This is a genomic window from Burkholderia pyrrocinia, assembly GCF_022809715.1.
GTDB classification, from domain to species: domain Bacteria; phylum Pseudomonadota; class Gammaproteobacteria; order Burkholderiales; family Burkholderiaceae; genus Burkholderia; species Burkholderia pyrrocinia_C.
Window position 1 is genome coordinate 1431961 of the sequence record NZ_CP094459.1, and the last position, 23496, is coordinate 1455456.

The 23496-nt window shown below is 70.4% G+C and carries 20 protein-coding genes; 15 read left to right on the top strand and 5 right to left on the bottom strand.

What is annotated here, in order from left to right; genetic code table 11:
* From bcsZ to MRS60_RS06795, 8 genes are read left to right on the top strand one after another with little or no spacing between them, the layout of a single operon-like run.
* Entirely contained in the window at positions 1-1230 is a 1230-nt protein-coding gene (bcsZ, locus tag MRS60_RS06760; RefSeq protein ID WP_243565432.1) for a cellulose synthase complex periplasmic endoglucanase BcsZ, read from the top strand.
* Positions 1215-5123: a cellulose synthase subunit BcsC-related outer membrane protein gene (locus MRS60_RS06765; protein ID WP_243565433.1), complete on the top strand. Its 3909-nt coding sequence runs from the start codon at positions 1215-1217 to the stop codon at positions 5121-5123. Before bcsZ ends, MRS60_RS06765 begins: the two co-directional genes overlap by 16 nt.
* A gap of 9 nt (positions 5124-5132) precedes the next feature.
* On the top strand, positions 5133-7094 hold the full coding sequence (gene bcsE, locus MRS60_RS06770; protein WP_034183336.1) for a cellulose biosynthesis protein BcsE: 1962 nt from the start codon (positions 5133-5135) through the stop codon (positions 7092-7094).
* Positions 7091-7312 (top strand): hypothetical protein, encoded by a 222-nt coding sequence (locus MRS60_RS06775; RefSeq protein ID WP_034183337.1) that lies wholly within the window; start codon positions 7091-7093, stop codon positions 7310-7312. The genes bcsE and MRS60_RS06775 overlap by 4 nt, the downstream gene beginning before the upstream one ends.
* The gene (gene bcsQ, locus MRS60_RS06780) at positions 7309-8088 is read left to right on the top strand and encodes a cellulose biosynthesis protein BcsQ (RefSeq protein ID WP_243565434.1); all 780 of its coding nucleotides are present in this window, start codon (positions 7309-7311) and stop codon (positions 8086-8088) included. Before MRS60_RS06775 ends, bcsQ begins: the two co-directional genes overlap by 4 nt.
* Positions 8085-10622 (top strand): UDP-forming cellulose synthase catalytic subunit, encoded by a 2538-nt coding sequence (gene bcsA, locus MRS60_RS06785; protein ID WP_243565435.1) that lies wholly within the window; start codon positions 8085-8087, stop codon positions 10620-10622. The genes bcsQ and bcsA overlap by 4 nt, the downstream gene beginning before the upstream one ends.
* Positions 10623-10648: 26 nt before the next feature.
* Complete coding sequence (gene bcsG, locus MRS60_RS06790; protein WP_243565436.1) at positions 10649-12214, top strand: cellulose biosynthesis protein BcsG; 1566 nt, start codon at positions 10649-10651, stop codon at positions 12212-12214.
* The gene (locus MRS60_RS06795) at positions 12196-12393 is read left to right on the top strand and encodes a hypothetical protein (protein WP_034183340.1); all 198 of its coding nucleotides are present in this window, start codon (positions 12196-12198) and stop codon (positions 12391-12393) included. The genes bcsG and MRS60_RS06795 overlap by 19 nt, the downstream gene beginning before the upstream one ends.
* A gap of 54 nt (positions 12394-12447) precedes the next feature.
* Here the strand turns inward: MRS60_RS06795 and MRS60_RS06800 are convergent, their stop codons facing one another.
* From MRS60_RS06800 to MRS60_RS06815, 4 genes are read right to left on the bottom strand one after another with little or no spacing between them, the layout of a single operon-like run.
* Positions 12448-13341 (bottom strand): pirin family protein, encoded by an 894-nt coding sequence (locus tag MRS60_RS06800; protein ID WP_243565437.1) that lies wholly within the window; start codon positions 13339-13341, stop codon positions 12448-12450.
* A 32-nt stretch (positions 13342-13373) separates the two neighbouring features.
* Entirely contained in the window at positions 13374-13766 is a 393-nt protein-coding gene (locus tag MRS60_RS06805; RefSeq protein WP_034183342.1) for an OsmC family protein, read from the bottom strand.
* A gap of 47 nt (positions 13767-13813) precedes the next feature.
* Complete coding sequence (locus tag MRS60_RS06810) at positions 13814-15394, bottom strand: cation:proton antiporter (RefSeq protein ID WP_034183343.1); 1581 nt, start codon at positions 15392-15394, stop codon at positions 13814-13816.
* Positions 15395-15419: 25 nt separating this feature from the next.
* A complete protein-coding gene (locus tag MRS60_RS06815) occupies positions 15420-15680 on the bottom strand; it encodes a XapX domain-containing protein (protein ID WP_034183472.1) in 261 nt (86 codons plus the stop codon).
* A gap of 281 nt (positions 15681-15961) precedes the next feature.
* Between MRS60_RS06815 and MRS60_RS06820 the strand changes: the two genes are divergently transcribed.
* Entirely contained in the window at positions 15962-16648 is a 687-nt protein-coding gene (locus tag MRS60_RS06820) for a hydrolase (RefSeq protein WP_034183344.1), read from the top strand.
* Positions 16649-16711: 63 nt separating this feature from the next.
* On the opposite strand, the gene MRS60_RS06825 is transcribed toward MRS60_RS06820, so the two are convergent.
* Positions 16712-17635: a LysR family transcriptional regulator gene (locus MRS60_RS06825; RefSeq protein WP_034183345.1), complete on the bottom strand. Its 924-nt coding sequence runs from the start codon at positions 17633-17635 to the stop codon at positions 16712-16714.
* Positions 17636-17761: 126 nt separating this feature from the next.
* On the opposite strand from MRS60_RS06825, the gene MRS60_RS06830 reads away from it, so the two are divergent.
* From MRS60_RS06830 to MRS60_RS06855, 6 genes are all read left to right on the top strand, one after another.
* Positions 17762-17929 carry a DUF1427 family protein gene (locus MRS60_RS06830; RefSeq protein ID WP_034183346.1) on the top strand — a complete coding sequence of 56 codons (168 nt, stop codon included), beginning with the start codon at positions 17762-17764 and terminating at the stop codon, positions 17927-17929.
* 18 nt (positions 17930-17947) lie between these two features.
* Positions 17948-19834: an amidohydrolase gene (locus MRS60_RS06835; protein ID WP_243565438.1), complete on the top strand. Its 1887-nt coding sequence runs from the start codon at positions 17948-17950 to the stop codon at positions 19832-19834.
* Between the two features lies 1 nt (position 19835).
* Positions 19836-20297, top strand: a complete 462-nt coding sequence (locus MRS60_RS06840) for a DoxX family protein (RefSeq protein ID WP_034183348.1) — start codon at positions 19836-19838, stop codon at positions 20295-20297.
* A gap of 26 nt (positions 20298-20323) precedes the next feature.
* Complete coding sequence (locus MRS60_RS06845) at positions 20324-21238, top strand: glyoxalase (RefSeq protein WP_034183349.1); 915 nt, start codon at positions 20324-20326, stop codon at positions 21236-21238.
* The gene (locus MRS60_RS06850; protein WP_243565439.1) at positions 21235-21930 is read left to right on the top strand and encodes a YoaK family protein; all 696 of its coding nucleotides are present in this window, start codon (positions 21235-21237) and stop codon (positions 21928-21930) included. The genes MRS60_RS06845 and MRS60_RS06850 overlap by 4 nt, the downstream gene beginning before the upstream one ends.
* 74 nt (positions 21931-22004) lie before the next feature.
* On the top strand, positions 22005-23486 hold the full coding sequence (locus MRS60_RS06855; protein WP_243565440.1) for an alginate export family protein: 1482 nt from the start codon (positions 22005-22007) through the stop codon (positions 23484-23486).
* Positions 23487-23496 lie beyond the last annotated feature (10 nt).

Genomic DNA, 23496 nt, shown 5'->3' on the forward strand with positions numbered 1-23496 from the left:
ATGGCGGGGGTTATGGCGAAGCGACGGGTAACGCGGCCGGCGCGGCGCGTCGGCGCGGCACTCGCGCTGGCGGTTGCGATGGCGTGTGCGGCGGGCGGCATGGCCGCTCGCGCGCAGGCCGCGGGCGCCGGCGCGACCGATGCGGCCGCCGCCGGATGCGGCGCGCCGTGGCCGCGCTGGGACGCGTTCAAGCGCGATTTCATCTCGGCCGACGGCCGCGTGATCGACGTCGGCTCGGCCGATTCACGCACGGTGTCGGAGGGGCAGGCGTATGGACTTTTCTTCGCGCTGGTCGCGAACGACCGGCGCATGTTCGACACGATCCTCGCATGGACCGAGAACAACCTCGCGCAGGGCGACCTGAGCGCGCACCTGCCGGCGTGGCTGTGGGGCCGCGCGCCGGACGGCGCGTGGCGCGTGCTCGACGCGAACGCGGCGTCGGACGCCGACCTGTGGATCGCGTACGCGCTCGTCGAGGCCGGGCGGCTGTGGCACGAGCGCAGCTACACCGCGCGCGGCGCGCTGCTCGCGAAGCGCGTGCTCGACGAGGAAACCGCGACCGTGCCGGGCCTCGGCGTCACGCTGCTGCCCGGGCCGACCGGCTTCAAGCTGCCCAACGGCCAGTGGCGCGTGAACCCGAGCTATTCGCCGCCGCAGGTGATCCGCGCGCTCGGCGCGCGCCTGCCCGACGACCGGCGCTGGGCCGCGCTGGCATCCAGCACCGGGCGCGTGCTGCTCGACACGGCGCCGAAGGGTTTTTCGCCCGACTGGGCGCTGTATCGCGCGGGCACGGGCTTCGGGCCCGATCCGCAGACGCATGCGGAGAGCGCGTACAACGCGATCCGCGTGTACCTGTGGGCCGGCATGCTCGACCGCGCCGATCCGCTCGCCGCGCCGTTGCTCGCGCGTTTCGCGCCGTTCGCCGACCATATCGCCGCGCATGGCGCGCCGCCGGAGAAGGTCGATACGACGACGGGCGTCGCGGGGCCGAACGACGGCAACGGCGGATTTTCCGCGGCGGCCGTGCCGTTTCTCGACGCGCGCGGCCAGCGCGCGCTCGCCGATGCGCAGGCGGCCCGCGTCGAGTCGCTCGCGCGCCAGTCGGCGCCCGGCTATTACACGAGCGTGCTGACGCTGTTCGGCCTCGGCTGGCGCGACGGACGCTACAGGTTCGGCGCGGACGGCACGCTCGACGCCCGCTGGGGAGGCCCTTCGTGCGCCGCCCGCTGAAGTGCGCCGCGCCGCATGTCGCGGGGTTCGCATGGCTCGCGTCGTCGGTGTGCGCGGCCGCGCCGGGCACCGCAGCCGACGCGGCGATGCCGAAAACCGCCATGCCGGCGGCTACCGCTTCCGCCGATGCGCAGCGCCAGCTCGATACCGCGCGGATGTGGGGCGTCAAGCATCGCGACGACCTCGCGAACGATGCGCTGCGCAAGGGGTTGCTGATCGCGCCGGGCAATCCCGAACTGCTTGCCGAACAGGTCCGTGTGCTGCTGCGGCTCGGCGATGCGAAGGGCGCGCAGGCCGCGCTCGCGCGCCTGCAGGCGCAGTCGCCGAATGCGCCCGCGACGCGGCGGGTGGCCGACGAATATCGCGTCGCGACGAGCGGGCGCGGCGAGATGGCGCAGATCCGCCTGCTCGCCCGCAGCGGCCGCGCCGACGAGGCAGCCCGGCGGATCGTCGCGCTGTTTCCGAACGGCGCGCCGTCGGGTGCGCTCGGCGCCGAGTATTACCAGATCGTGTCGAATGCGCCGGGCGGTCGCGAGCCGGCGATCGCCGCGCTGCGCCGCGCGGCCGCGGCCGATCCGCAGGACACGAGCGCGTCGATGGCGCTCGCGCGGCTGCTGAACCAGCGTGCCGACACGCGCGCGGAGGCGAACCGGATCGCATGGTCGCTCGCGAGGCGGGACGACGCCGACCATACGGAGGCGATGGCGCTGTGGCGGCGCGTGCTGCAATCGGCCGGCAGCGATCCGGCGTATCTCGACGCGCTGCATGCGTATCTCGCACTCGTGCCGGACGACACCGAATTCCGCGACCGCGCTGCCGAACTGGACAGCCGGCGCGATGCGCAGCGCCGGCTCGAACGCGATCCCGGCTATATCGCGCAGCAGCGCGGCCTGCAGGCGCTCGCGCGCGGCGACCTTGCGGCGGCCGATCCGCTGCTCGCCCGCGCCGCACGTGCGCGCGCGGACGACGCCGATGCGGTCGGCGGGCTCGGCCTGCTGCGCCTGCGCGAAGGGCGGCACGACGACGCGCGCGCGCTGTTCGCGCGGGCCGCGACGCTCGCGACCGACCAGCGCGGCAAATGGCAGAGCCTGGCGCGCACCGCGCAGTTCTGGGGCCTGCTCGCGCAAGGCCGTGCGGCCGCCGCCGCGGGACGGCCGCAGGATGCCGAGCGCGCGGCGCGTGCCGCGCTCGCGATGCAGCCGGACAGTCCGGACGCGAAGCTGCAGCTCGCCGATGCGCTGCTCGCGCAGCGCGACTGGGCGCGCGCGGAGCCGTTGCTGCGCGAATTGCTGGCCGCGCGTTCGCCGAATCCGTCGGCCGTGCGCGGTGCGGCGATGCTGTATGAAAACACCGGCCGCGCGGACCGGATCGGCCCGCTGCTCGACGCGCTGCAAGGGCGCGTGACGGGCCGCGACGATCGCCGTGCGCTCGACGGCCTGCGCGCCGACCTGCTCGCGAACCAGGCGCGCGCGCTTGCTGACAAGGGCGAACGCGGGCCCGCCGCGCAACGCTACGAGGCGGCCGTGCGTGCGGCGCCCGACGCGCCGTGGACGCGTTTCGCGCTCGCGCGCCTGTATCGCGACATGGGGCTGCCGCAGCTCGGCCGCACGGTGATGGACGAGGGGCTCGCGCAAAGCGATACGCCCGAGATGCGCTACGCGACCGCGCTGTACCGCAATTCGCTCGACGACATCGCGGGCGCGCAGGCCGCGCTCGCGCCCGTCGACGATGCGCACCGTTCGGACGGGATGCGCGCGCTCGCGCGCAAGCTCGACGCGGAAAGCACGCTGGCCGACGCGCGCGGCGCGCTCGGGCGCGGCGATCGTGCGGCATTCGCGGCATCGCTCGCGCATGCGCAGGCAAGCGCGCCGGACGATCCCGACATGCTCGCCGCGATCGGCGCGCAGTGGATCGGCGCGGGCGAACCCGAGCGCGGCCTCGCACCGTTGCGCGACTGGATCGCCGCGCACCCGCGCGAAGTCGATGCGGACGTGCGGCTGCGCTACGGCGACCTGCTCGGCAGCGCGGGGCGCGACGACGCACTCGCCGCGTGGCTCGATGCGCTGCGCCGCGAACCGTCGCTGACGCCCGCGCAGACGGCGAGGCTCGAGGACCAGTCGCTGCGGCTCGTGCTGCGGCAGACGGACGATGCGATCGCGCGGCAGGACTACGCGCAGGCGCGTGCGCTGCTCGATCGCGCGAGCCCGGCCGGCCGCGCGGACAAGCGCCATGCGCTCGAACTGGCCGATCTCGAACGCGCGCAGGGCCATTACGGCGCGGCGCGCGACGCGCTCGCGGCGGTCGTCGCGCGCACGCCGAACGATGCCGATACGCAGCTCGCGCTCGCGCGCATCGACGAGGACAGCGGCAACCGCGCGGCCGCGCTCGCGCGGGTGCAGGCCGTGCTCGCACGCACGCCGGACGACGACGTCGACACGCAACTGTCGGCCGTGCGCCGCCTGAACGCGCTGCGCCGTCCGGACGAAGCCGCGCAGGTGACCGGCCGGCTGCAGGCCGCGTATCCGGCGCGTGCGGACGTGACGGTCGCGGCCGGGCGCGTGGCCGAGGCACTGGGCCGCTACGACGACGCGGCGTCGCTGTACCGGCTGTCGCGGTCGCAGGAACGCACGGCGGGTGTGAGCCCGGGCCGCGACGGCCTGACGCCCGCGCAGGCCGCGTTCGCGGATCTCGAACAGCGGCGGAACCCCGAGATCGAGACCGGCTGGATGCCCGCGTACAAGTCGGGCGACGAAGGCATCTCGTCGTATCGCGCGCAGCAGGTGCCGATCTACCTGCAGATGCCGATCCGCTACGACGGGCATGTGTTCGCGCAGATCGACACCGTGCATCTGGATCCGGGCACGCTCGATACGAGCGACCCGAACGCGTATTCGCTGAAGACGTTCGGGACCTACGCGGCGCTCAGGGCATCGAGCGGGCTGCCGCCCCCGTTCCAGTCGAATCAGCAGGCCGCCGCGCTGATCGCGAATCCGCCGGGCTCGCTGCACCAGTCGACGACGGGTGTCGCGCTCGGCGCCGGCTATCGCACCGATGCATGGCGCTTCGATCTCGGCACGTCGCCGCTCGGTTTCCCCGTGCATTACCTCGTCGGCGGGGTGCGCTACCGCTTCGACGCGGGCCCGGCGAGCTTCAGCGTGAATGCGTCGCGGCGGCCGGAAACGAGCAGCGTGCTGTCGTACGCGGGGATGCGCGACCCGTGGACGGGCGCGGTCTGGGGCGGCGTGCGCCGCGACGGCGTGAACCTGCGCGCATCGGTCGACGTCGGCCGCACGAACCTGTTCGCGGAACTCGGCGCGGGCGTGCTGTCCGGCCGCAACGTCGAACGCAACGCGGAAGTCACGCTGCGCACCGGGTTCACGGTGCCCGTGTACGAGCGCGCGACGATGAAGGTCAGCACCGGGCTCGTCGGCAATGCGTGGCACTACGCGCAGAACCTGCGCTACTACACGTACGGGCAGGGCGGTTACTACAGCCCGCAGCGCTACCTGTCGCTCGGCGTGCCGATCGAATGGGCGGGGCGGCGCGACGCGCTGTCGTGGGACCTGACCGTCACGGGCGGGATCTCGAACAGCTACGAGAAGGATTCGCTGTTTTACCCGACGTTCTCGGACCAGCGGGCCGCGCAGGTCGCGGCCGGGTTCGTATACGCGGGCAGCTCGACACGCGGCGTGTCGTTCTCGTACGGTGTGAACGGCATCGTCGAGTACCGCGTGAACCCGCACCTGAGCGTCGGCGCGCAACTGCATGTCGACCGGTCGCACGACTACGCGCCGAGTTCGGCGCTCGTGTACCTGCGTTATGCATTCGATGCGCGCGCGCAGCCCAGCTGGCTCGTCACGCCGACGCCGGTGCGGCTTTATTCGGATTACTAGGGGAACGTCGTGAATACGGAAATCGATGCCACCCGTCCCGCGCTCGGTGCCGCCGGCCTGCTGGGCCGCCTGCGTGCGCTGCTGCGCATGGGGCCGGCCGGCGGCCGCGTCGGCACGCTGAGCCGGCTCGCGATCGACGGCTTGCCCGACGCATGGACGCAACTGGAAGCGGGCGGCCTGTACGCGATCTACGCGGCCGGCGGCACGCCGGCGTGCGACGCACTCGTGTGGGAGAGCGCGCGGCAGGCGCGCACGCGCGACGTCACGGTCGTGCTCGCACGCGACGCGGCGCGCGTCGTCGAGCAAATGGAGGCGCGCGGCTTTGCGGGCGGCGCGCAGCCGGCCGGCTGGCCGCGCAACCTGAGCGTGCTGGCGATGCCGGCGGCGGCCGAGCCGGCCGATGGAGAAGGCGCCGGCGCCGCACCGCGCCGCGCGGCGCCGGGCCCGTTCGCGCGGTTGACCGGCGGCTTGCGCGCGATGAAGCGCTACGGTTTTCGCGCGCGTTCGCTGTATTTCGTCGAAGGCGCGCAGCGCTGGTTCAGCTGGGACGATCCGGTCGCGCTCGCCGACGAAGCGCACGCGCTCGCCGACTGGTGCCGCACCCACCGCATCGCGCTCGTGCTGCTGCTCGATCCCGAAGCGGCGCGTTCTGGCACCGACGTGAGCACCGACGATCCGCCGCTCGTGCGCGGTGCGGATCGCGCGCCGCGCAGCGGTTTCCACGGCGTCTTCTCGGGCGTCGCGCAGATGCAGCGCACGCACGGCGAACTGCTGTGGATCGTCGATTTCTGGCGCGCGGGCGACACGCTCGCGGCCGGCGAGGTGCGGCCGCTGCGCTTTGCGCCGAGCGGCCGGCTGTCGGCGAGCATCGATGCCGGCGCGACCGAGCCGGCGCGCCGGATGAAGCTCGCGATCGACGAAGATCGCGTCGTCGTCAGCCGCGCGGTGCTCGACGGCGTGAACCGCGCGCCCGGCGACTGGGAAATCGTCGACGACAACGCGGCCGTCGTCGCGGCCTGCGCGAAGGCCCAGGCCGCGACCGCGGTGCTCGCGTTCCGCTCGCATGCGCAGCTCGAAGCGTTGTGCGCGGACGTGCACGCGCTGCGTCGGCAGTGCGGCGGCGCGCTGAAGATCGCGGTCGTCGAGCGTGGCGGCGAGGTGCTGCGCCAGCAGTTCGAGATGCTGCTGCTGAGCGTCGGCGCGAACCGCGTCGTCGCGCGCGACCTGCCGGTGTCGCGGATGCAGGCCGCCGTGCACGCGCTGCGCGGCCAGCTCTATGCGCGGCCCGTCGCGGCGGACTATCGCGCGGCGCTCGCGGCCGCGCTCGGCGATTCGGTGCTCGGCTATCTGCCGGTCGGCGCGTTCTGCCTGCGGATTCGCGCGGTGCTCGATCGCGGCGCCGTGCTCGCGCTGCCGCACACGCTCGCGAAGATCGCGCTGCTGCCGGGCGTGTCGCACGTCGACGCGCTGCGGCACTGCCGGCCGCGCCGCGCGGGCGACGTCGTGACGGCCGATCCCGGGCACCTGTACATGTTCCTGTTCGCGTGCGAGCCGGTCGATGCCGACGACGCGCTCGCGCGGATCTTCGACGTGCCGGTCGACACGCTGTCCGATCGCGTCGTGTGCCTCGGGCGGGGCAGCATCGACACGGAGCTCGACGCGCTGAAAGCCGAGAACCGGCGCGCACCGATCGCCGACTACAGCGACTTGTTCGCGGCCACGCAGCCGGCCGGTGCTGCGCGCACATCGGCTGCGCGCGCCGATTTCGGCGCGGCGTCGCCTGACGCGACCGAGGTGAGCGATGCGATCGATGCAATCGATGCAATCGTCTCGCTCGAGGCGATCGATGCGATGCCTGCGCTCGCGCACCTTGCCGCCGACGCACCGGCCCCGCTTCCCGCCATTCCCGCCGCGCCTGCGCGCAGTGCCATTCGCAGCGCGATGCCGCTGCGCAAGCCGGAGGGCGCATGATCGCCGAACTCGTCATCGGATTCATCGTCGGCATCGTGATCGCGGTGCCCGTCTGGATCGTTGCGCAGCACCTCGGCATCGGCCGCGGTTTTCAGGCGCCGCGCGGGATCGACCGGCGCGACGCGGTGCCGTGCGAACTCGTGCCGGTCGCGCTGCGCGGCCGGTTGCTGCCCGATGCCGAACCCGGCGCCGATCACGATGACGAGGCGACGCGATGAAGACGATCGCCATTACATCGACGACGGGCGGCGCGGGCCGCACGACGCTCGCGGCCGCGCTCGCGGTGCTGCTCGCGCGCCGCGGCCGGCAGGTCGTCGCCGTCGAGCTCGATGCGCAGAACCTGATGGGCGCGACGCTCGGCCTCGACTCGCTGGCCGAGCACGGCCTCGCGCAGAGCGTGCTCGGCGGCGCCGAGCCGTGGCACGCGCATACGTGGCGCAATGCCGACGGCGTGCTGTTCGTGCCGTACGGGCAGGTCGACGCGGCCGGCGCGGCCGCGTGCGATGCGCGGCTCGCGGCCGACCCGGCATGGCTGTCGCGCGCGCTCGACGAGATCGCGCTGCCGGCCGACGGCGTCGTGCTGGTCGACACCGCGCGTTATCCGTCGCCGCAGGCCGAGCAGGCGATTCGCCGCGCGGACCTGACGCTCGTCGTCGTGCCGCCCGAACCGACCGCCTGCGCGACGGCAGCCGCGCGGCTCGGTGCGCTGCGTGCCGGCGGCGGCGAACTGCAGATCGTCGTGAACCGGCTGAATCCGGCACGCGACATGCAGCGCGACGCAATCGCGATGCTGCGCGCGGTCGCCGGGCCGGCATCGATGCTCGAACAGCGGATCCACGTCGACGCGGCCGTGCCCGAAGCGCTCGCGCGCGGCAGCTGGATCTTCGACGACGCGCCGTATTCGCAGGCGGCGCACGACCTGAACGGCATCGCGAACTGGGTCGATGCGTGGCTGGCGGCGGCAGGCGCCGGTCGCACCGGAGCGGCGCGATGAAGGCCGCCTTCGCGCCGCGGCTGCGCGCGTTCGGCCGCCGCGCGGCCGACTGGTTCGCGCGCGGCATCGGATTGCCGGCGGAGCGCACGCTGCTCGACTGGGTCGTGCGGCTGTTCTTCCACGCGCCGCCGCCGGGCCGGCCCGATCCCGTGCGCCGTCGGGCGCGCGCCGCGTTCCTGCGGCTCGCGCACGAGTGGGGCGTGCTGCAGCCGCTCAGTCCGCGCGAATGGCTGTGGCGCTCGATCGTGCGCGCGCCGCGCGCGGCCGACGGCCGGCCCGCGCGCGATCCGCTCGCGTGGTTCGACACCTTCGTCGTGCCGGTCTATGTGGCCGGGCGCGCGGTCGGCCTTCGCATCGACGCGATGCTCGAACGCCTGCCGTGGGCGCGCTGGGGCGGCTGGCTCGATGCGCGCGCAAACGGCGTCGGCCGGCGCCGCTGGCTCGCGCCGCTGCTGCTCGTGTCCGGCGCGCTGCTGTGGGCCGCGGCCGGGATGTCACCGCTGATGCCCGGCGCGCAGTTCGCGTTCTTCGCGATCGTCGCGGTGCTGGCGCTCGCGCTGCGCCGCCTGCCGGGCCACCTGCCGACGCTCGCGCTCGCGTCGCTCGCGCTGCTCGCGGCGGTGCGCTACGTGTGGTGGCGCACGACGCAGACGCTCGACTTCCGCAGCCCGGTCGAAGCGGTCGCCGGCTACCTGCTGTACGGCGCCGAAGCCTATACGTGGATGATCCTGCTGCTCGGTTTCGTGCAGACCGCGTGGCCGCTCGACCGGCCGATCGTGCCGCTGCCCGACGACCCCGACACCTGGCCGACCGTCGACATCTACATCCCGACCTACAACGAGCCGCTGTCGGTCGTGAAACCGACGGTATTCGCCGCGCAGAGCATCGACTGGCCGACGGCGAAGCTGCGCGTCTACCTGCTCGACGACGGCCGGCGCCCCGAGTTCGCGGCGTTCGCGGCCGAGGCCGGCATCGACTACCTGACGCGCGACGACAACCTCCACGCGAAGGCCGGCAACATCAACCGCGCGCTGCCGAAGACGCACGGCGAATACATCGCGATCTTCGACTGCGATCACGTGCCGACGCGCTCGTTCCTGCAGACGACGATGGGCGTGTTCCTGCGCGACCCGAAGTGCGCGCTCGTGCAGACGCCGCACCATTTCTTCTCGCCCGATCCGTTCGAGCGCAACCTCGGCACGTTCCGCGAGATCCCGAACGAGGGCAACCTGTTCTACGGCCTCGTGCAGTCGGGCAACGACCTGTGGAACGCGACGTTCTTCTGCGGATCGTGCGCGGTGCTCAAGCGCAGCGCGCTGGAAGAGGTCGGCGGCGTCGCGGTGGAAACCGTGACCGAGGATGCGCATACGGCGCTCAAGCTGCACCGGCGCGGCTATACGTCGGCGTACCTGCCGACCGTGCAGGCGGCCGGCCTCGCGACCGAAAGCCTCGCGGGCCACGTGAAGCAGCGCACGCGCTGGGCGCGCGGGATGGCGCAGATCTTCCGCATCGACAATCCGTTCCTCGGGCGCGGGCTCGGCTTCATCCAGCGGATCTGCTACGGCAACGCGATGCTGCACTTCTTCTACGGGATTCCGCGGCTGGTGTTCCTGACGATCCCGCTCGCGTACCTGTTCTTCCACCTGTACTTCATCAACGCGTCGTCGCTCGCGCTCGCGAGCTACGTGATCCCGTATCTCGTGCTCGCGAACGTCGCGAACTCGCGGATGCAGGGGCGCTACCGCCATTCGTTCTGGGCCGAGGTCTACGAATCGGTGCTCGCGTGGTACATCGCGCTGCCGACCACCGTCGCGTTCTTCAGCCCGAAGCACGGCAAGTTCAACGTGACCGACAAGGGCGGCAAGATCGACGAAGGTTATGTCGACTGGTCGACGTCGAAACCGTATCTCGTGCTGTTCGCGCTGAACGTGCTCGCGATCGTCGCCGGCCTGTGGCGGCTGGTCGCCGACCAGGGCGACGAGGCGTCGACGATCCTGATCACGCTCGGCTGGACCGTGTACAACCTCGCGATGCTCGGCGCGGCGCTGGCCGTCGCGCGCGAGACCAAGCAGGTGCGCGTCACGCACCGGATCGCGATGCGCGTGCCGGCCATGCTGCTGCTCGCCGACGGAACGACCGCCGCATGCTTCACGAGCGACTACTCGACCGGCGGCCTCGGCCTCGAAGCGGTGCCGGGGCTGCCGCTCGCTGTCGGCGACACGCTGACGGTGTGCGTGACGCGCGGCGACCGGCCGTTCCCGTTCCCGGTGCGCGTGAGCCGCGTGACGCCGACCCACGTCGGCGTGAGCTTCGAGGAACTGACGCTCGAACAGGAGCGCCAGCTCGTGCAATGCACGTTCGGCCGCGCGGATGCGTGGCTCGACTGGCACGAAGGCACGCGCGTCGACACGCCGCTCGGCGGGCTGAAGGAAGTGCTGCGCATCGGCGTGGACGGTTATGTACGGATGTGGAAGGGTGCGGCGCGCGGCCTGCAGGCCATGCTGGCGCCGAAACTCGACCGGGCGCGCGACTGACGCGCGCTCATCATGGAGTGGGTTAGATGACGTTCTGGAATCTGTATTTCATCCTGAAGTTCGCGCTGTTCGCGACCGGGCACCTGCAGCCGCTGTGGCTCGCGAACCTCGCGTTCGCGGTGGCGCTCGCGGCGAGCGCGCCGGTGCGGCGGCGTGCATGGCGCATCGTCCGGCAGCTCGTGGCGATCGCGATCGCGGTGCCGCTGCTCGCGCGCGAGATGCATGCGCCGCCGCTCGCACGTCTTGCCGAAGCCGCACGCGAAGTGAGCACGTTCCGCGTCGACTACTGGATGGAACTGCTGCCGCGCCTGCTGCCGCCCGCGCTCGTGCTGACGGTGGTCGGCGCGCTGATCGTCTATTTCATCGTCAACCGCTGGCTGCGCGTCGCGACGTTCGTGCTGGCCGTGCTGATCGTGATGCCGCTGTGGCAAGCGGGCAGCGGCCTGATGGCGCGCGTGGTCGCGCCGGCCGCGCAGCAGGCGAACGCGCAGGGCACGACGACGATGGGGAGCGCCGACCAGCCCGAGGACCACAACGCCGCGCTCGCGACGTTCCGTGCACAGGAGTCGCAGCGGCAGGTCGCGTTCGGTCATCTCGGCAACGATCCGGCCGCGCAGTTCGACGTGATCGTGCTGCACGTCTGCTCGCTGTCGTGGGACGATCTCGATGCGGCGAAGGTGCGCAATCACCCGATGCTGAGCCACTTCGACTACCTGTTCTCGAACTTCAGCACCGCTGCGAGCTACAGCGGCCCGGCGGCGATCCGCGTGCTGCGTGCGAGCTGCGGGCAGGAGGCGCACGCGGACCTGTACAAGCCCGCGCCGCAGCAGTGCCAGCTGTTCGCGCAACTCGCGGGCGCCGGTTACACGGTGCAGTCGCTGCTGAACCACGACGGCCACTTCGACAACTTCCTGCAGGTGATCCACGACAACATCGGCGCGGCCGACGCGCCGATGGTCTCGAACGCGGCCGCGCCCGTCGCGATGCACGCGTTCGACGGCTCGGCGATCAAGGACGACTATGGAACGCTCGCGAACTGGTACGCGCAGCGCGGGTCGGTGCAGGGGCCCGTCGCGCTGTACTACAACACGATCAGCCTGCACGACGGCAACCGCGTGGTCGGCAGTTCGCTGACGAGCATCGACTCGTATCCGCAGCGCGCGACGAAGCTGATGAGCGATTTCGACCGTCTCGCCGACCTGATCGCGCAATCGGGCCGCCGCGCGGTGATCGTGTTCGTGCCCGAGCACGGCGCTGCGTTGCGCGGCGACAAGAACCAGGTCGCGGGCCTGCGCGAGATCCCGACGCCGCGCATCGTGCACGGGCCGGTCGGCGTGCGGCTCGTCGGCTTTGCCGGCAACCACGGCGCGACGACCGTGATCGAGCAGCCGACCAGCTTCCTCGCGCTCGCGCAGCTGCTGTCGAACCTCGTGTCGAACAGCCCGTTCAAGCCGGGCGCGACGCTCGCGCAATATGCGGCGGACCTGCCGCGCACGCGGATGGTCGGCGAGAACGAGGGCACGGTGACGATGCAGACGGCCGCGGGTTACGCGGTGAAAACTCCGGACGGCGTATGGATCGACGAACAGTAATCCTTCCCGGCGACGGCGACGACGATCGCCTGTCGCAGCCGAACGACGTGCTCGGCCTCGCGCGGCATCTGCCCGCGCTCGATCCTGAACGTTACGTCGACGAGCAGGCGCGCCGCGCGTTCGTCGAGTCGCTCGAGCGCTGGCCGACGCTCGCGAAACTGATGGGATTGAAGCAGTAAACAAACGACGGCCGGCATGCGTGCCGGCCGTCGCCTGCTTGCGAGCGAACCTGCCTATTCTGCCGGTCGCGCCCTGCGTTCCGGCTGGCGCGTCCATTCGTCTTCCTCGCCCGGCACCTTGCCGAAGGTCTGCGCGGCCCACGCTGCGCGCGCCGCGTCGATCTTCGCGCGCTCGCTCGATACAAAATTCCATTCGATGAAACGCTCGCCCGGCAGGTGTGCGCCGCCGAGCAGCATCACGCGCGCGCCGTTCGCGCTGGCGAGCGCCACGGTCGCGCCCGGTTCGAGCACGGCCATCGTCTCGGGGGCGAGCGGCGTGCCGTCGATGGTGAGGTCGCCGTCGACGAGATACACGCCGCGCTCGTCGTGCTCCGCATCGAGCGCGAGCCGGCCGCCCGCCGCGAATTCCGCATACGCATAGAGCGTCGGCGAGAACACGGCGACCGGCGACGTAAGCCCGAACGCGGTGCCCGCGATCACGCGCACGCTCGCGCCGTCGCGCGCGAACGACGGCAGCGTGTCGGCCGGATGATGGACGAATGCGGGCGCGGTGTCCTCGTGCTCGACCGGCAGCGCGACCCAGGTCTGGATCCCGTGGACCGGCTGCTCGCGCGGGCGGTCCTCGTCGGGCGAGCGCTCCGAATGCACGATGCCGCGGCCGGCCGTCATCCAGTTCACGTCGCCCGGCACGATCTTTTGCCGGAAGCCGAGGCTGTCGTGATGCATCAGCGAGCCGTCGAACAGGTAGGTGACGGTCGCGAGCCCGATGTGCGGATGCGGCAGCACGTCGATGCCGCGGCCGGCCGGCAGCACGGCCGGGCCCATCTCGTCGAAGAAGATGAACGGGCCGACGAGGCGCGCGGCGCGCGCGGGCAGCACGCGGCGCACGACGAGGTTGCCGATGTCGCTTTCGCGCGGCGTGAGCAGGGTCTTGATCGATGCGGACATGGTGGGGAGTTCGTGTTCGGTGCGGTAGGCGGTCAGGCGATCGCCGTGTCGATCGTGATCGGATGCGTGAGGATCTTGTGCACCGGGCACGCGTTCGCGATCTGCAGCAGGCGCTCGCGCTGCTCGCCGGACAGGTCGCCTTCGAGCGTGATGCGGCGCACGATCGTGCTGCCCGCGCTGCCCGATTCGTGCGCGAGCTTCACGTGTACTTCGGCGAGCGGCCAGCCCTTGCGTTGCGCATACATCTTCAGCGTGATCGCGGTGCAGGCGCCGAGGCTCGACAGCAGCAGCGCGACGGGCGTCGGCGCCGCATCGCCGCCGCCGAGCGGCGCCGGTTCGTCGGCACGCCACTGGTGGACGCCATCGCTGAAGTGGACGAGATAATCGACCGAGCCGATGCTCGCTTCGACGGACAGTTCGCTCATTGCAGTTCCATGGGGGAGAAGGGGAGGGCCGGCGGCCTGGCCGGACGTTACGGTTCGAGCAGCCGCTGCAGCCGCAGTTCCTCGAAATCGAGCTCCGATTCGATCCGGTGCAGCACCGTGTCGTCGACCTTGCCGTCGCGATGCAGGTCGAGCAGCGCCTGGCGCGACACGCCGACGAGTTCGAGCTCGACGCGCAGCATCCGCGCGCGCATGTCGGCCGGCTCGGCGCCATGCCGATGCGCGCGTTCGTTGAACATGACGCGGTTGCGGTATTCGGCGAGCAGGCGGTCGAGCGACGGGCGCTCGAGGTTCGACCCGCGCTGCTCCAGCGCGTCGAGTTCGGCGAGCGCCGCGCCGAACGTATGCGCGCGCACCGCGTGCTCGGACATCGTGTGCCGCGCGACCGGGCGCAGCTTCAGCACGCGGATCAGCGGCGCGAGCGTGCCGCCTTGCACGACGAGCGTCGCGATGATCAGCAGGAACGTGCTGAACAGGATCAGGTCGCGGCCGGGAAAGTTGCTCGGCAGCGCGATCGCGGCGGCGAGGCTCACGACGCCGCGCATGCCCGACCAGCCGAGCACGACGGCCTCGCGCCACGACCACCGCGCATGGCCCGCGCGCGGTGCGCGCAGGCGGTCCGGCAGCCACATCGCGACGAACACCCACACGACGCGCGCACCGATCGCGGCGGCGGTGGCGGGCAGCGCGACGCGCAGGCCGGCCATCAGCACCGCGCCTTCGTGGTTCACGCGCGCGAGGATCGCGTGCAGCGCGAGACCGATCAGGATGAACACGAGCGCATCGAGCACGAACACGATCGCTTCCCACGTTGCCTTCGCCTTGATCCGCAGGTCGGCGTCGAACACGCGATGCTGGCGCACGCCGAGCACGAGGCCGCAAGTCACCACCGACAGCACGCCCGAGCCGTCGACCGCTTCCGCGATGCCGTAGCTGCCCCACGCCATCGCGAAGGTCACGACGATGCCGAGCATCGGGTCGCGCAGGCGCGGCAGCACCCAGCACATCGCGTGGCCGCACGCGAGGCCGACCGCGATGCCGATCAGCGTGAGCGAGAAGAACAGGCCGGTGGCGCTCGCGGCCGTGATCGACACGGCGAGCGCGGCCGACACGGCCATCTGGTACAGCAGCAGGCCCGATGCATCGTTGACGAGGCTTTCGCCTTCGAGCACCGCGACGAGCCGCGCGGGCAGCGGGTAGCGCTGCAGGATCGCCTTCGCGGCCACCGCGTCGGGCGGCGACACGATCGCGCCGAGCGTGAAGCACGCGGCCCACGGCAGCGCCGGGTTCGCGGCACGCACGGCCACGGCCACCGCGACGGTCGTGAACGCTACCGCACCGAGCGCGAGCGACGCGATCGATGCGAGCTCCTGCCTGAATTCCTTCCACGCGGTGTAGAACCCGCTCGACATCAGCAGCGGCGGCAGTACGGCCGCGAGCAGCAGCGCCGGGTCCATGTCGGGCACGCGCTTGCCGGCGATCGCCACCGCGCAGCCGCCGAGCAGCAGCACGACGGCCGGCGGAATCGAGATGCGTTCGGCGAGCCACGTGAGCGCGCCCGCGCCGCAGATCAACAGCAGCAGGTAGTGGAACAGCTCGACGTTGGTCATGCGCGGCCTGCGGCGACGGCGTGCATCACGACGGCTTGCGGTCGTTCGCGGTGCCGCCCGGCAGCGCGCCGAACATGTGCTGGCTGCATTGCGCGTCGCGCCACGCGGTATTCAGCCGGTGTCCGGAAAGCATCCGGCGCGCGACGGGCAGGATCTGTTCGCCGGCCAGCATGCCGAGCAGGCCGGTGAGCGCGATGATCGGCGGCGCCGGCGAATTCACGCCGAGCGCGCCGTAGATGGCACCGGCGAGGATGCCGGCGAGCAGCGACAGGAAATACGGTTTCATGATGAGCATCTCGTGATGGCCGACGGGCGGCGCAGGGCACGCCGTCAAGATTTCGAAAGGGTATCGGGTTTGCGTGAAGAAAAAAAGGGCGAGCCGCCCCGAACGGGCATCGATTCCGGAATCGGATCGATTCCGTTTCATGGGTGTTCGCGCCGTGCGTTTGCAGATTAAATACTGCGAGCCGGATGACGATCCCGATCCGGCGCAATTCACACGCGGCGCCTCCCGTTCCGACGGTCGAGGCAGGCCCTCCTTTTTCCGTTTACAGGACGACACACGTCATGAGCAACCCGAAGCTTGAAGTACTGACTCCGCAGAACAGCCAGCTGATCTTCATCGACCAGCAGCCGCAGATGGCGTTCGGCGTGCAGTCGATCGATCGTCAGGCGCTGAAGAACAACGTCGTCGGGCTCGCGAAGGCCGCGAAGGTGTTCAACATCCCGACCACGATCACGACGGTGGAATCCGACAGCTTCTCGGGCCACACCTATCCCGAGCTGCTCGACGTGTTCCCGAACCAGAAGACGCTCGAACGCACGTCGATGAACTCGTGGGACGACCAGAAGGTGCGCGACGCGCTGGCCGCGAACGGCCGCAAGAAGGTGGTCGTGTCGGGCCTGTGGACGGAGGTCTGCAACACGACGTTCGCGCTGTGCGCGATGCTCGAAGGCGACTACGAAATCTACATGGTCGCCGACGCATCGGGCGGCACGTCGCAGGCTGCGCACGACTTCGCGATGCAGCGGATGGTGCAGGCGGGCGTGGTGCCGGTCACGTGGCAGCAGGTGCTGCTCGAGTGGCAGCGCGACTGGGCGCGCCGCGAGAGCTACGACGCGGTGATGGCGATCGCGAAGGAGCATTCGGGCGCGTACGGGATGGGCGTCGATTACGCGTACACGATGGTCCACAAGGCGGCAGAGCGTACGCTGACGCCGCACGAGTCGATCCCGCCCGTGCCGGCGAAGTAACGGGCCGCCTGCCGCGATCGTCGCGATGGGCGCGGCGATTGCCTGCCGTCGGCCGCCGCGCGTTCAGGCCACGGGCAGCGCCCACGGCGCGTGCGAGAAGTGTTCGGCGAGGAACTCGAGCAGCACCGTCACGCGCGCGGCGCGCAGCATGCCGGGCGGCGTGACGAGGTTGACGTTGATGTCGGCGATCTTCCAGTCGCCCATTACTTCCTCGAGCTCGCCGCGCTGCATCTCTTCCCATACCAGGAACTCGGGCTGCAGCGCGAGGCCGTGGCCGGCGACGAGCGCGGGGACGATCACGTCCGCGTTGTTGGTGCGGATGCGGCCGTGCACGGACATGCCGACCTCCTCGCCCGATGCCGGGTGACGAAAGCGCCAGTGCTCGGGCGTCGGCAGGTTCGTATAGGTGAGGCACACGTGCTGTTCGAGGTCGCGCGGGTGCGTGGGGCGGCCGCGCCGGTCGAGATACGCGGGCGCCGCGACGAGCGGCCGGCGCACCGCGCAGAGCCGGCGCGAGCGCAGCGACGAATCGCTGAGCTCCGCGATGCGGACCGCGACGTCGAAGCCGCCGGACACGATGTCGACGATGTGATCGGTGAGCACGAGGTCGATGTCGACGCGCGGATAGCGCTCGAGAAACGCGGGCAGCACCGGCGACAGATGGCGCACCCCGAACGACATCGGCGCATTCACGCGCACGAGACCGTGCGGTTCGAGTGCGTGCGCGGACGCTTCGCTTTCGATCAGCTCCGCATCGGCGAGCAGGCGGATCGCGCGGTCGCGCAGCAGCTCGCCGGTCGGCGTGAGCGACAGCTTGCGCGACGTGCGGTACAGCAGCATCGCGCCGAGACGCTTTTCGAGGCGCGCGATCGCCTTCGACACGGTCGGTTGCGACACGCCGAGCAGGTCGGCAGCCTTCGCGAACGAGCCGGTTTCCGCGACACGGGCAAAGATGGCCCAGGCTTCGAGATCAGGAAGGTGTTGCATGGTCGGAACGGGTGGCAGGGAAGCGAAACCGATTCGGCGGCAGCGGATCGTGCCGCCGATGCGATGCACCGCGAAGGCGGGCGCGCCATGCAGGTGATTCTAATCCGGCCAGGGAGAAAAATCGTTATGGAATCTTATCTACTTTCGTTGGGCGCCGGCGTGCTGATCGGCGTCGTGTACAGCGTGATCAAGGTGCGCTCGCCGGCACCGCCGCTGATCGCGCTGGTCGGCCTCGCCGGCATGCTGATCGGCGCAGGCAGCATCGCGCCGGTCCGTCACTGGCTCGGCTTCTGACCGCATCGAGGACACACCATGAGCGCAATCGATACTCAACCCGATCTCATCCTGCACAACGGGCGCATCACGACGCTCGATCGTGCGAACCCCGTCGCCACCGCCGTCGCGATCAAGGACGGCCGCTTCGTCGCGGTCGGCGGCAATGCGGAGATCGTGCCGCTCGCGGGCCGCGCGACGAAGGTCGTCGATCTCGACGGCCGCGCCGTGCTGCCGGGCCTGATCGACAACCATACGCACGTGATTCGCGGCGGCCTGAACTACAACATGGAGCTGCGCTGGGACGGCGTGCGTTCGCTCGCGGTCGCGATGGACATGCTCAGGCGGCAGGTCGCGATCACGCCCGCGCCGCAATGGGTGCGCGTGGTCGGCGGCTTCACCGAGCACCAGTTCGCCGAGAAGCGCCTGCCGACGATCGAGGAGCTCAACGCCGCCGCGCCCGATACGCCGGTGTTCATCCTGCACCTGTACGACCGTGCGTTGCTGAACGCGGCTGCGCTGCGCGTGGTCGGCTACACGAAGGACACGCCCGAGCCGCCGGGCGGCACGATCCTGCGCGACGCCGCGGGCAACCCGACCGGGCTGCTGCTCGCGAACCCGAACGCGACGATCCTCTACGCGACGCTCGCGAAGGGGCCGAAGCTGCCGTTCGAATACCAGTACAACTCGACGCGCCACTTCATGCGCGAACTGAACCGTCTCGGCGTGACGGGCGTGATCGATGCGGGCGGCGGTTCGCAGAATTATCCCGACGATTACGAAGTGATCCGCAAGCTGCACGACGCGGGCGAGATGACGATCCGGATCGCGTACAACCTGTTCACGCAGAAGCCGAACGCCGAGAAGGAAGACTTCGTGAACTGGACCAGGAGCGTCAAGTATCACGACGGCACCGACTATTTCCGCAACAACGGTGCCGGCGAGATGCTGGTGTTCTCGGCAGCGGATTTCGAGGACTTCCGCGTTGCACGCCCGGACCTGCCGGCGCAGATGGAAGACGATCTCGAAGGCGTCGTGCGCGTGCTCGCACAGAACCGCTGGCCGTGGCGCATGCATGCCACGTACGACGAAACGATCAGCCGCGCGCTCGACGTGTTCGAGAAGGTGAACCGCGAAATTCCGCTCGACGGGTTGAACTGGTTCTTCGATCATGCGGAGACGATCTCCGAAAAATCGATGGATCGTATTGCGGCGCTGGGCGGCGGTGTTGCGGTGCAGCACCGGATGGCGTACCAGGGGGAATATTTCGTCGAGCGCTACGGTGCACAGGCGGCCGAGGCGACGCCGCCCATCGCGAAGATGCTCGACAAGGGGCTCAAGGTGTCGGCCGGCACCGACGCAACGCGTGTCGCGTCGTACAACCCGTGGGTGTCGCTCGCATGGCTCGTGACGGGCAAGACGGTCGGCGGGCTGCGCATGTATCCGCAGCGCAACCTGCTCGATCGCGAGACCGCGCTGCGCATGTGGACCGAATACGTGACGTGGTTCTCGAACGAAGAGGGGAAGAAAGGGCGCATCGCGGTCGGGCAGCTTGCCGACCTGATAGTCCCGGATCGCGATTTCTTCACATGTGCGGAGGACGATATCGTGGATACGACCGCATTGCTGACGGTGGTCGGCGGCAAGATCGTGTGGGGCGCGGGGCCGTTCGCGTCGCACGACGCGCCGATTCCGCCCGCGATGCCGGACTGGTCGCCGGTGCGCGAGTACGGCGGCTACGGCGGCTGGGGCGCGACGCAGCGCAACGGCGCACCGCTGCAGCGTGCGGCGGCCGCGATGTGCGGCTGCTCGAGCGCGTGCAACGTGCACGCCCATGCACATGCGAGCGCGTGGGGCAGCGCATTGCCGACGTCGGATGCGAAGGGCTTCTGGGGCGCGTTCGGTTGTTCGTGCTGGGCGGTCTGACATGGCGGCCCCGACCAATTCAGGCGGTTTCGGCAACCCGGCGTGGGTTCGCGCGCTGCTGGCGCAGCCGTGGGTCCTGCCGCTCGTGCGCCTCGCGCTGGTGTCTGCGTACCTGATCGGCGGCGTCGCGAAGGCGCTGGATTTCGGCGGCGCGGTCGCCGAGCAGGCGCATTTCGGCCTGCATCCGGCCGCGCTCTGGGCGGCGCTCGCGATCGCGGTCGAGATTGCCGGCTCGCTGTGCGTGGTGTTGAACCGCTTCACGTGGCTCGGCGCCGGCGCCCTCGGCATGCTGACGCTTGTCGCGATGGCGGTGGCGAACGATTTCTGGAACCGCACGGGCGCCGATCATTTCATGGCGCTCAACAGCTTTTTCGAGCATCTCGGGCTGATCGCCGCACTCGTGCTCGCGACGCTGCTCGCCGATGCGAAGCACACGGCCGGCGACGGCCGTACCACTCGATGACGATGAAACAACAAGGAAATCCTGTGATGAAAACGATTCGTTCCGCCTTGCTCGCGCTTGCGATCGCTGCCGGCCTCGTCGCGGCGCCGGCGGCGTACGCGAAGCCGCCCGTTCCGCCGGCGGCCACGCCGACGCTTGCCGTCGGGCCGCAATACGACACGACGCACGTATACGTCGCCCCCGAGGATTTCGATCGCTTCACCGACAGCTTCGTCGCGACGTTCGGCGGCAGCAAGTCGAAGCAGGGCGTGTTCCAGGTCACGCCGACCCCGAGCCAGACGATGTCGCAACTCGTTTTCACGCCGGCGGGCACGATCTCCGTGTTCGGCTTCAAGACGCCCGTGCCCTGGCCGTTCGGCGCGGAGCGCACGGGTTATCTCGTCACCGACATGGACGCGGCGATGAAGGTGGCGCGCGAGCATGGCGCTGAAGTGATCGTCGACACGTTCCCCGATCCGATCGGCCGCGATGCGGTGATCGCGTGGACGGGCGGCGTGAAGATGCAGCTGTACTGGCACACGCAGGCGCCGAACTACGCGGCGCTGCAGACGATCCCCGAGAACCGCGTGTATGTGTCGCCGCAGAGCGTGCGCAAGTTCGTCCATGATTTCGTCAAGTTCTCGAACGGCAAGGTGGTGTCCGACAACCTCAAGGCGCCCGGCATCGAGATCGGCCGGCCGAACGACACCTATCGCCGCATTCGCATCACGTCGGGCTTCGGCAAGATGACCGTACTCGTGACGGACGGCCAACTGCCTTACCCGTACGGGCACGAGACGACCGGCTACGAAGTGCCGGATCTGGCAGCGACGCTGAAGCAGGCGCAGGCCGCGGGCGTGAACGTGCTCGTGCCGTCGTATACGGCGGACGGGCGCGATGCGGCGCTCGTGCAGTTCCCGGGCGGCTACGTCGCCGAGATCCACGCGAGCGCGGCGCGATGAAGCACGAAGACACGATCCTTTCCGCGGTGGCCGGCTTCGTCGATACGCTGAGCTTCGTCGCGCTGTTCGGACTGTTCACCGCGCACGTGACGGGCAACTTCGTGCTGATCGGCGCGGGCGTCGCGGGGTTCGGGCAGGGCATCCTGCTGAAGCTCAGCGTGTTTCCTGCGTTCGTGTGCGGCGTCGTCGCGAGCAGCCTGATTGCGCGTGCGCTTTCCGCGCGGCCCGCATGGCAGGGCGCGCGAGCCCTGCATACGGTGCAGGCCGTACTGCTGCTCGGCTTCTGCGCGGCCGGCGTGTGGGCGACGCCCGTGACGCAATCCGACAGCCTGCCGGTGCTGGTGGCCGGTTTCGTCGGCACGTTCGCGATGGGCGTGCAGAACGCGCATCCGCGCGTGATCGCGCGCGCCGGTGTGCCGAACACGGTGATGACCGGCAACGTCACGCAGGCGATCCTCGATGTCGTCGACCTGCTGTCCGCCGGCACGGCCGACAGCGTGCGCACGACGGCACGCGCGCGCTTCGCGAAGATGCTGCCGGCGATCGTCGCGTTCGCGCTCGGCGCGATATGCGGCGCGCTGGGTTTTCGCCATATCGGGTTCTGGGCGCTGCTTGTGCCCGCCGGCACGCTCGCGGTGCTGGCGGTATGCGCGGGGGTGTCCGCCCGTACCGGCACGCAGGAGCATGCATGATCGTGCAGCGTGGAGGGACGCGTCGCGGCCGCGGCGGGCGAGCGGCCCGGATTGACGCTGGCGGTCGCGAACGGATGGCCGCGACAAGCGGGCAGCGTGCCGCGACGACCCGAGGCAGCCGCTTCGACCGGGTTGCCCGCGCGTCGGTTGTCGCGGGGCTGCTGCTCGCGGGGGCCGATGCGACGTTCGCGGACACGGCGACGGCACCGGCGGCGGCCGACAGCGCACCCGCATCGACGTGCACGGCCAAGCGGCCGACCGTGCTGTTCAACCGCTGGCAGGAAGACTGGTCGGTGCTCGCGAATCCATGCGTGCCGCGCGTGCCGCTCGACGGGTTGAAATACATCCCGCTCGGCAACGATCCGTCATCCTATCTTTCGCTCGGCGTGAACCTGCGCGAGCGTCTGGAAACCAACGATGCGCCGTTGTTCGGAATCGGCTCCGCGCAATCGGACACGTACCTGATCCAGCGCGTCGAAGTGCATGCCGATGCGCATCTCGGCCAGCACTGGCAGTTCTTCGTGCAGTTGCAGGACGACCGTGCGTTCGGCAAGAACACGATCTCGCCGGTCGACAGGAACCCGCTCGATCTCGAACAGGCATTCGCGACCTACACGGGCGCGCTCGGCGGCGGCACGTTCAAGTTCCGCGTCGGCCGCCAGGAGATGGCGTTCGACTTGCAGCGTTTCATCGCCGCGCGCGACGGCCCGAACGTGCGGCAGGCGTTCGATGCGGTGTGGGCCGACTACGAATATCAAAAGTGGCGCTTCATCGCGTATGCGACGCAGCCCGTGCAGAACCGCACCGTGTCCGCGTTCGACGACGTGTCGAACCGCAACCTCACGTTCAGCGGCTTGCGCTTCGAACGGCAGTCGGTCGGGCCCGGCGACCTGTCGGGCTACTGGTCGCGCTACAACCGCAGCAATGCGCGCTTTCTCGATGCGAGCGGCGCCGAGCGCCGTGACGTGTGGGACCTGCGCTACACGGGCACGCAGGGGCGCTTCGACTGGGATCTCGAAACGATGCTGCAGACGGGGACGGTCGGCAGCAGCTCGATCCGCGCGTGGGCGCTCGGCTCGATCGCCGGCTACCGGCTCGACGCGCCGTGGTCGCCGCGCGTCGCGCTGCAGGTCGACGCGGCGTCGGGCGACCGGCATCCGCACGACGGCCGCATCGGCACCTTCAATCCGCTGTTTCCGAACGGCTATTACTTCACGCTCGCGGGCTTCACCGGCTACTCGAACCTGATCCACGTGAAGCCGTCGGTGACGCTGAAGCCGTCGCCGAACCTGGCGCTGCTCGGCGCGCTCGGTTTCCAGTGGCGCGAAACGACCGGCGACGCCGTCTACCAGCAGGGCAATGCCGTGGTGCCGGGCACGGCCGGCAAGGGCGGGTTGTGGACGGGGATGTACGTGCAGCTGCGGGCGGACTGGACGATCGCCGCGAACCTGATCGGCGCGGTCGAGGCCGTGCATTTCCAGGTCGGCGATGCGATCCGGCAGGCGGGCGGGCACAACGCCGACTATGTCGGCGTCGAGCTCAAGTACGGGTGGTGACGAAGGGGCG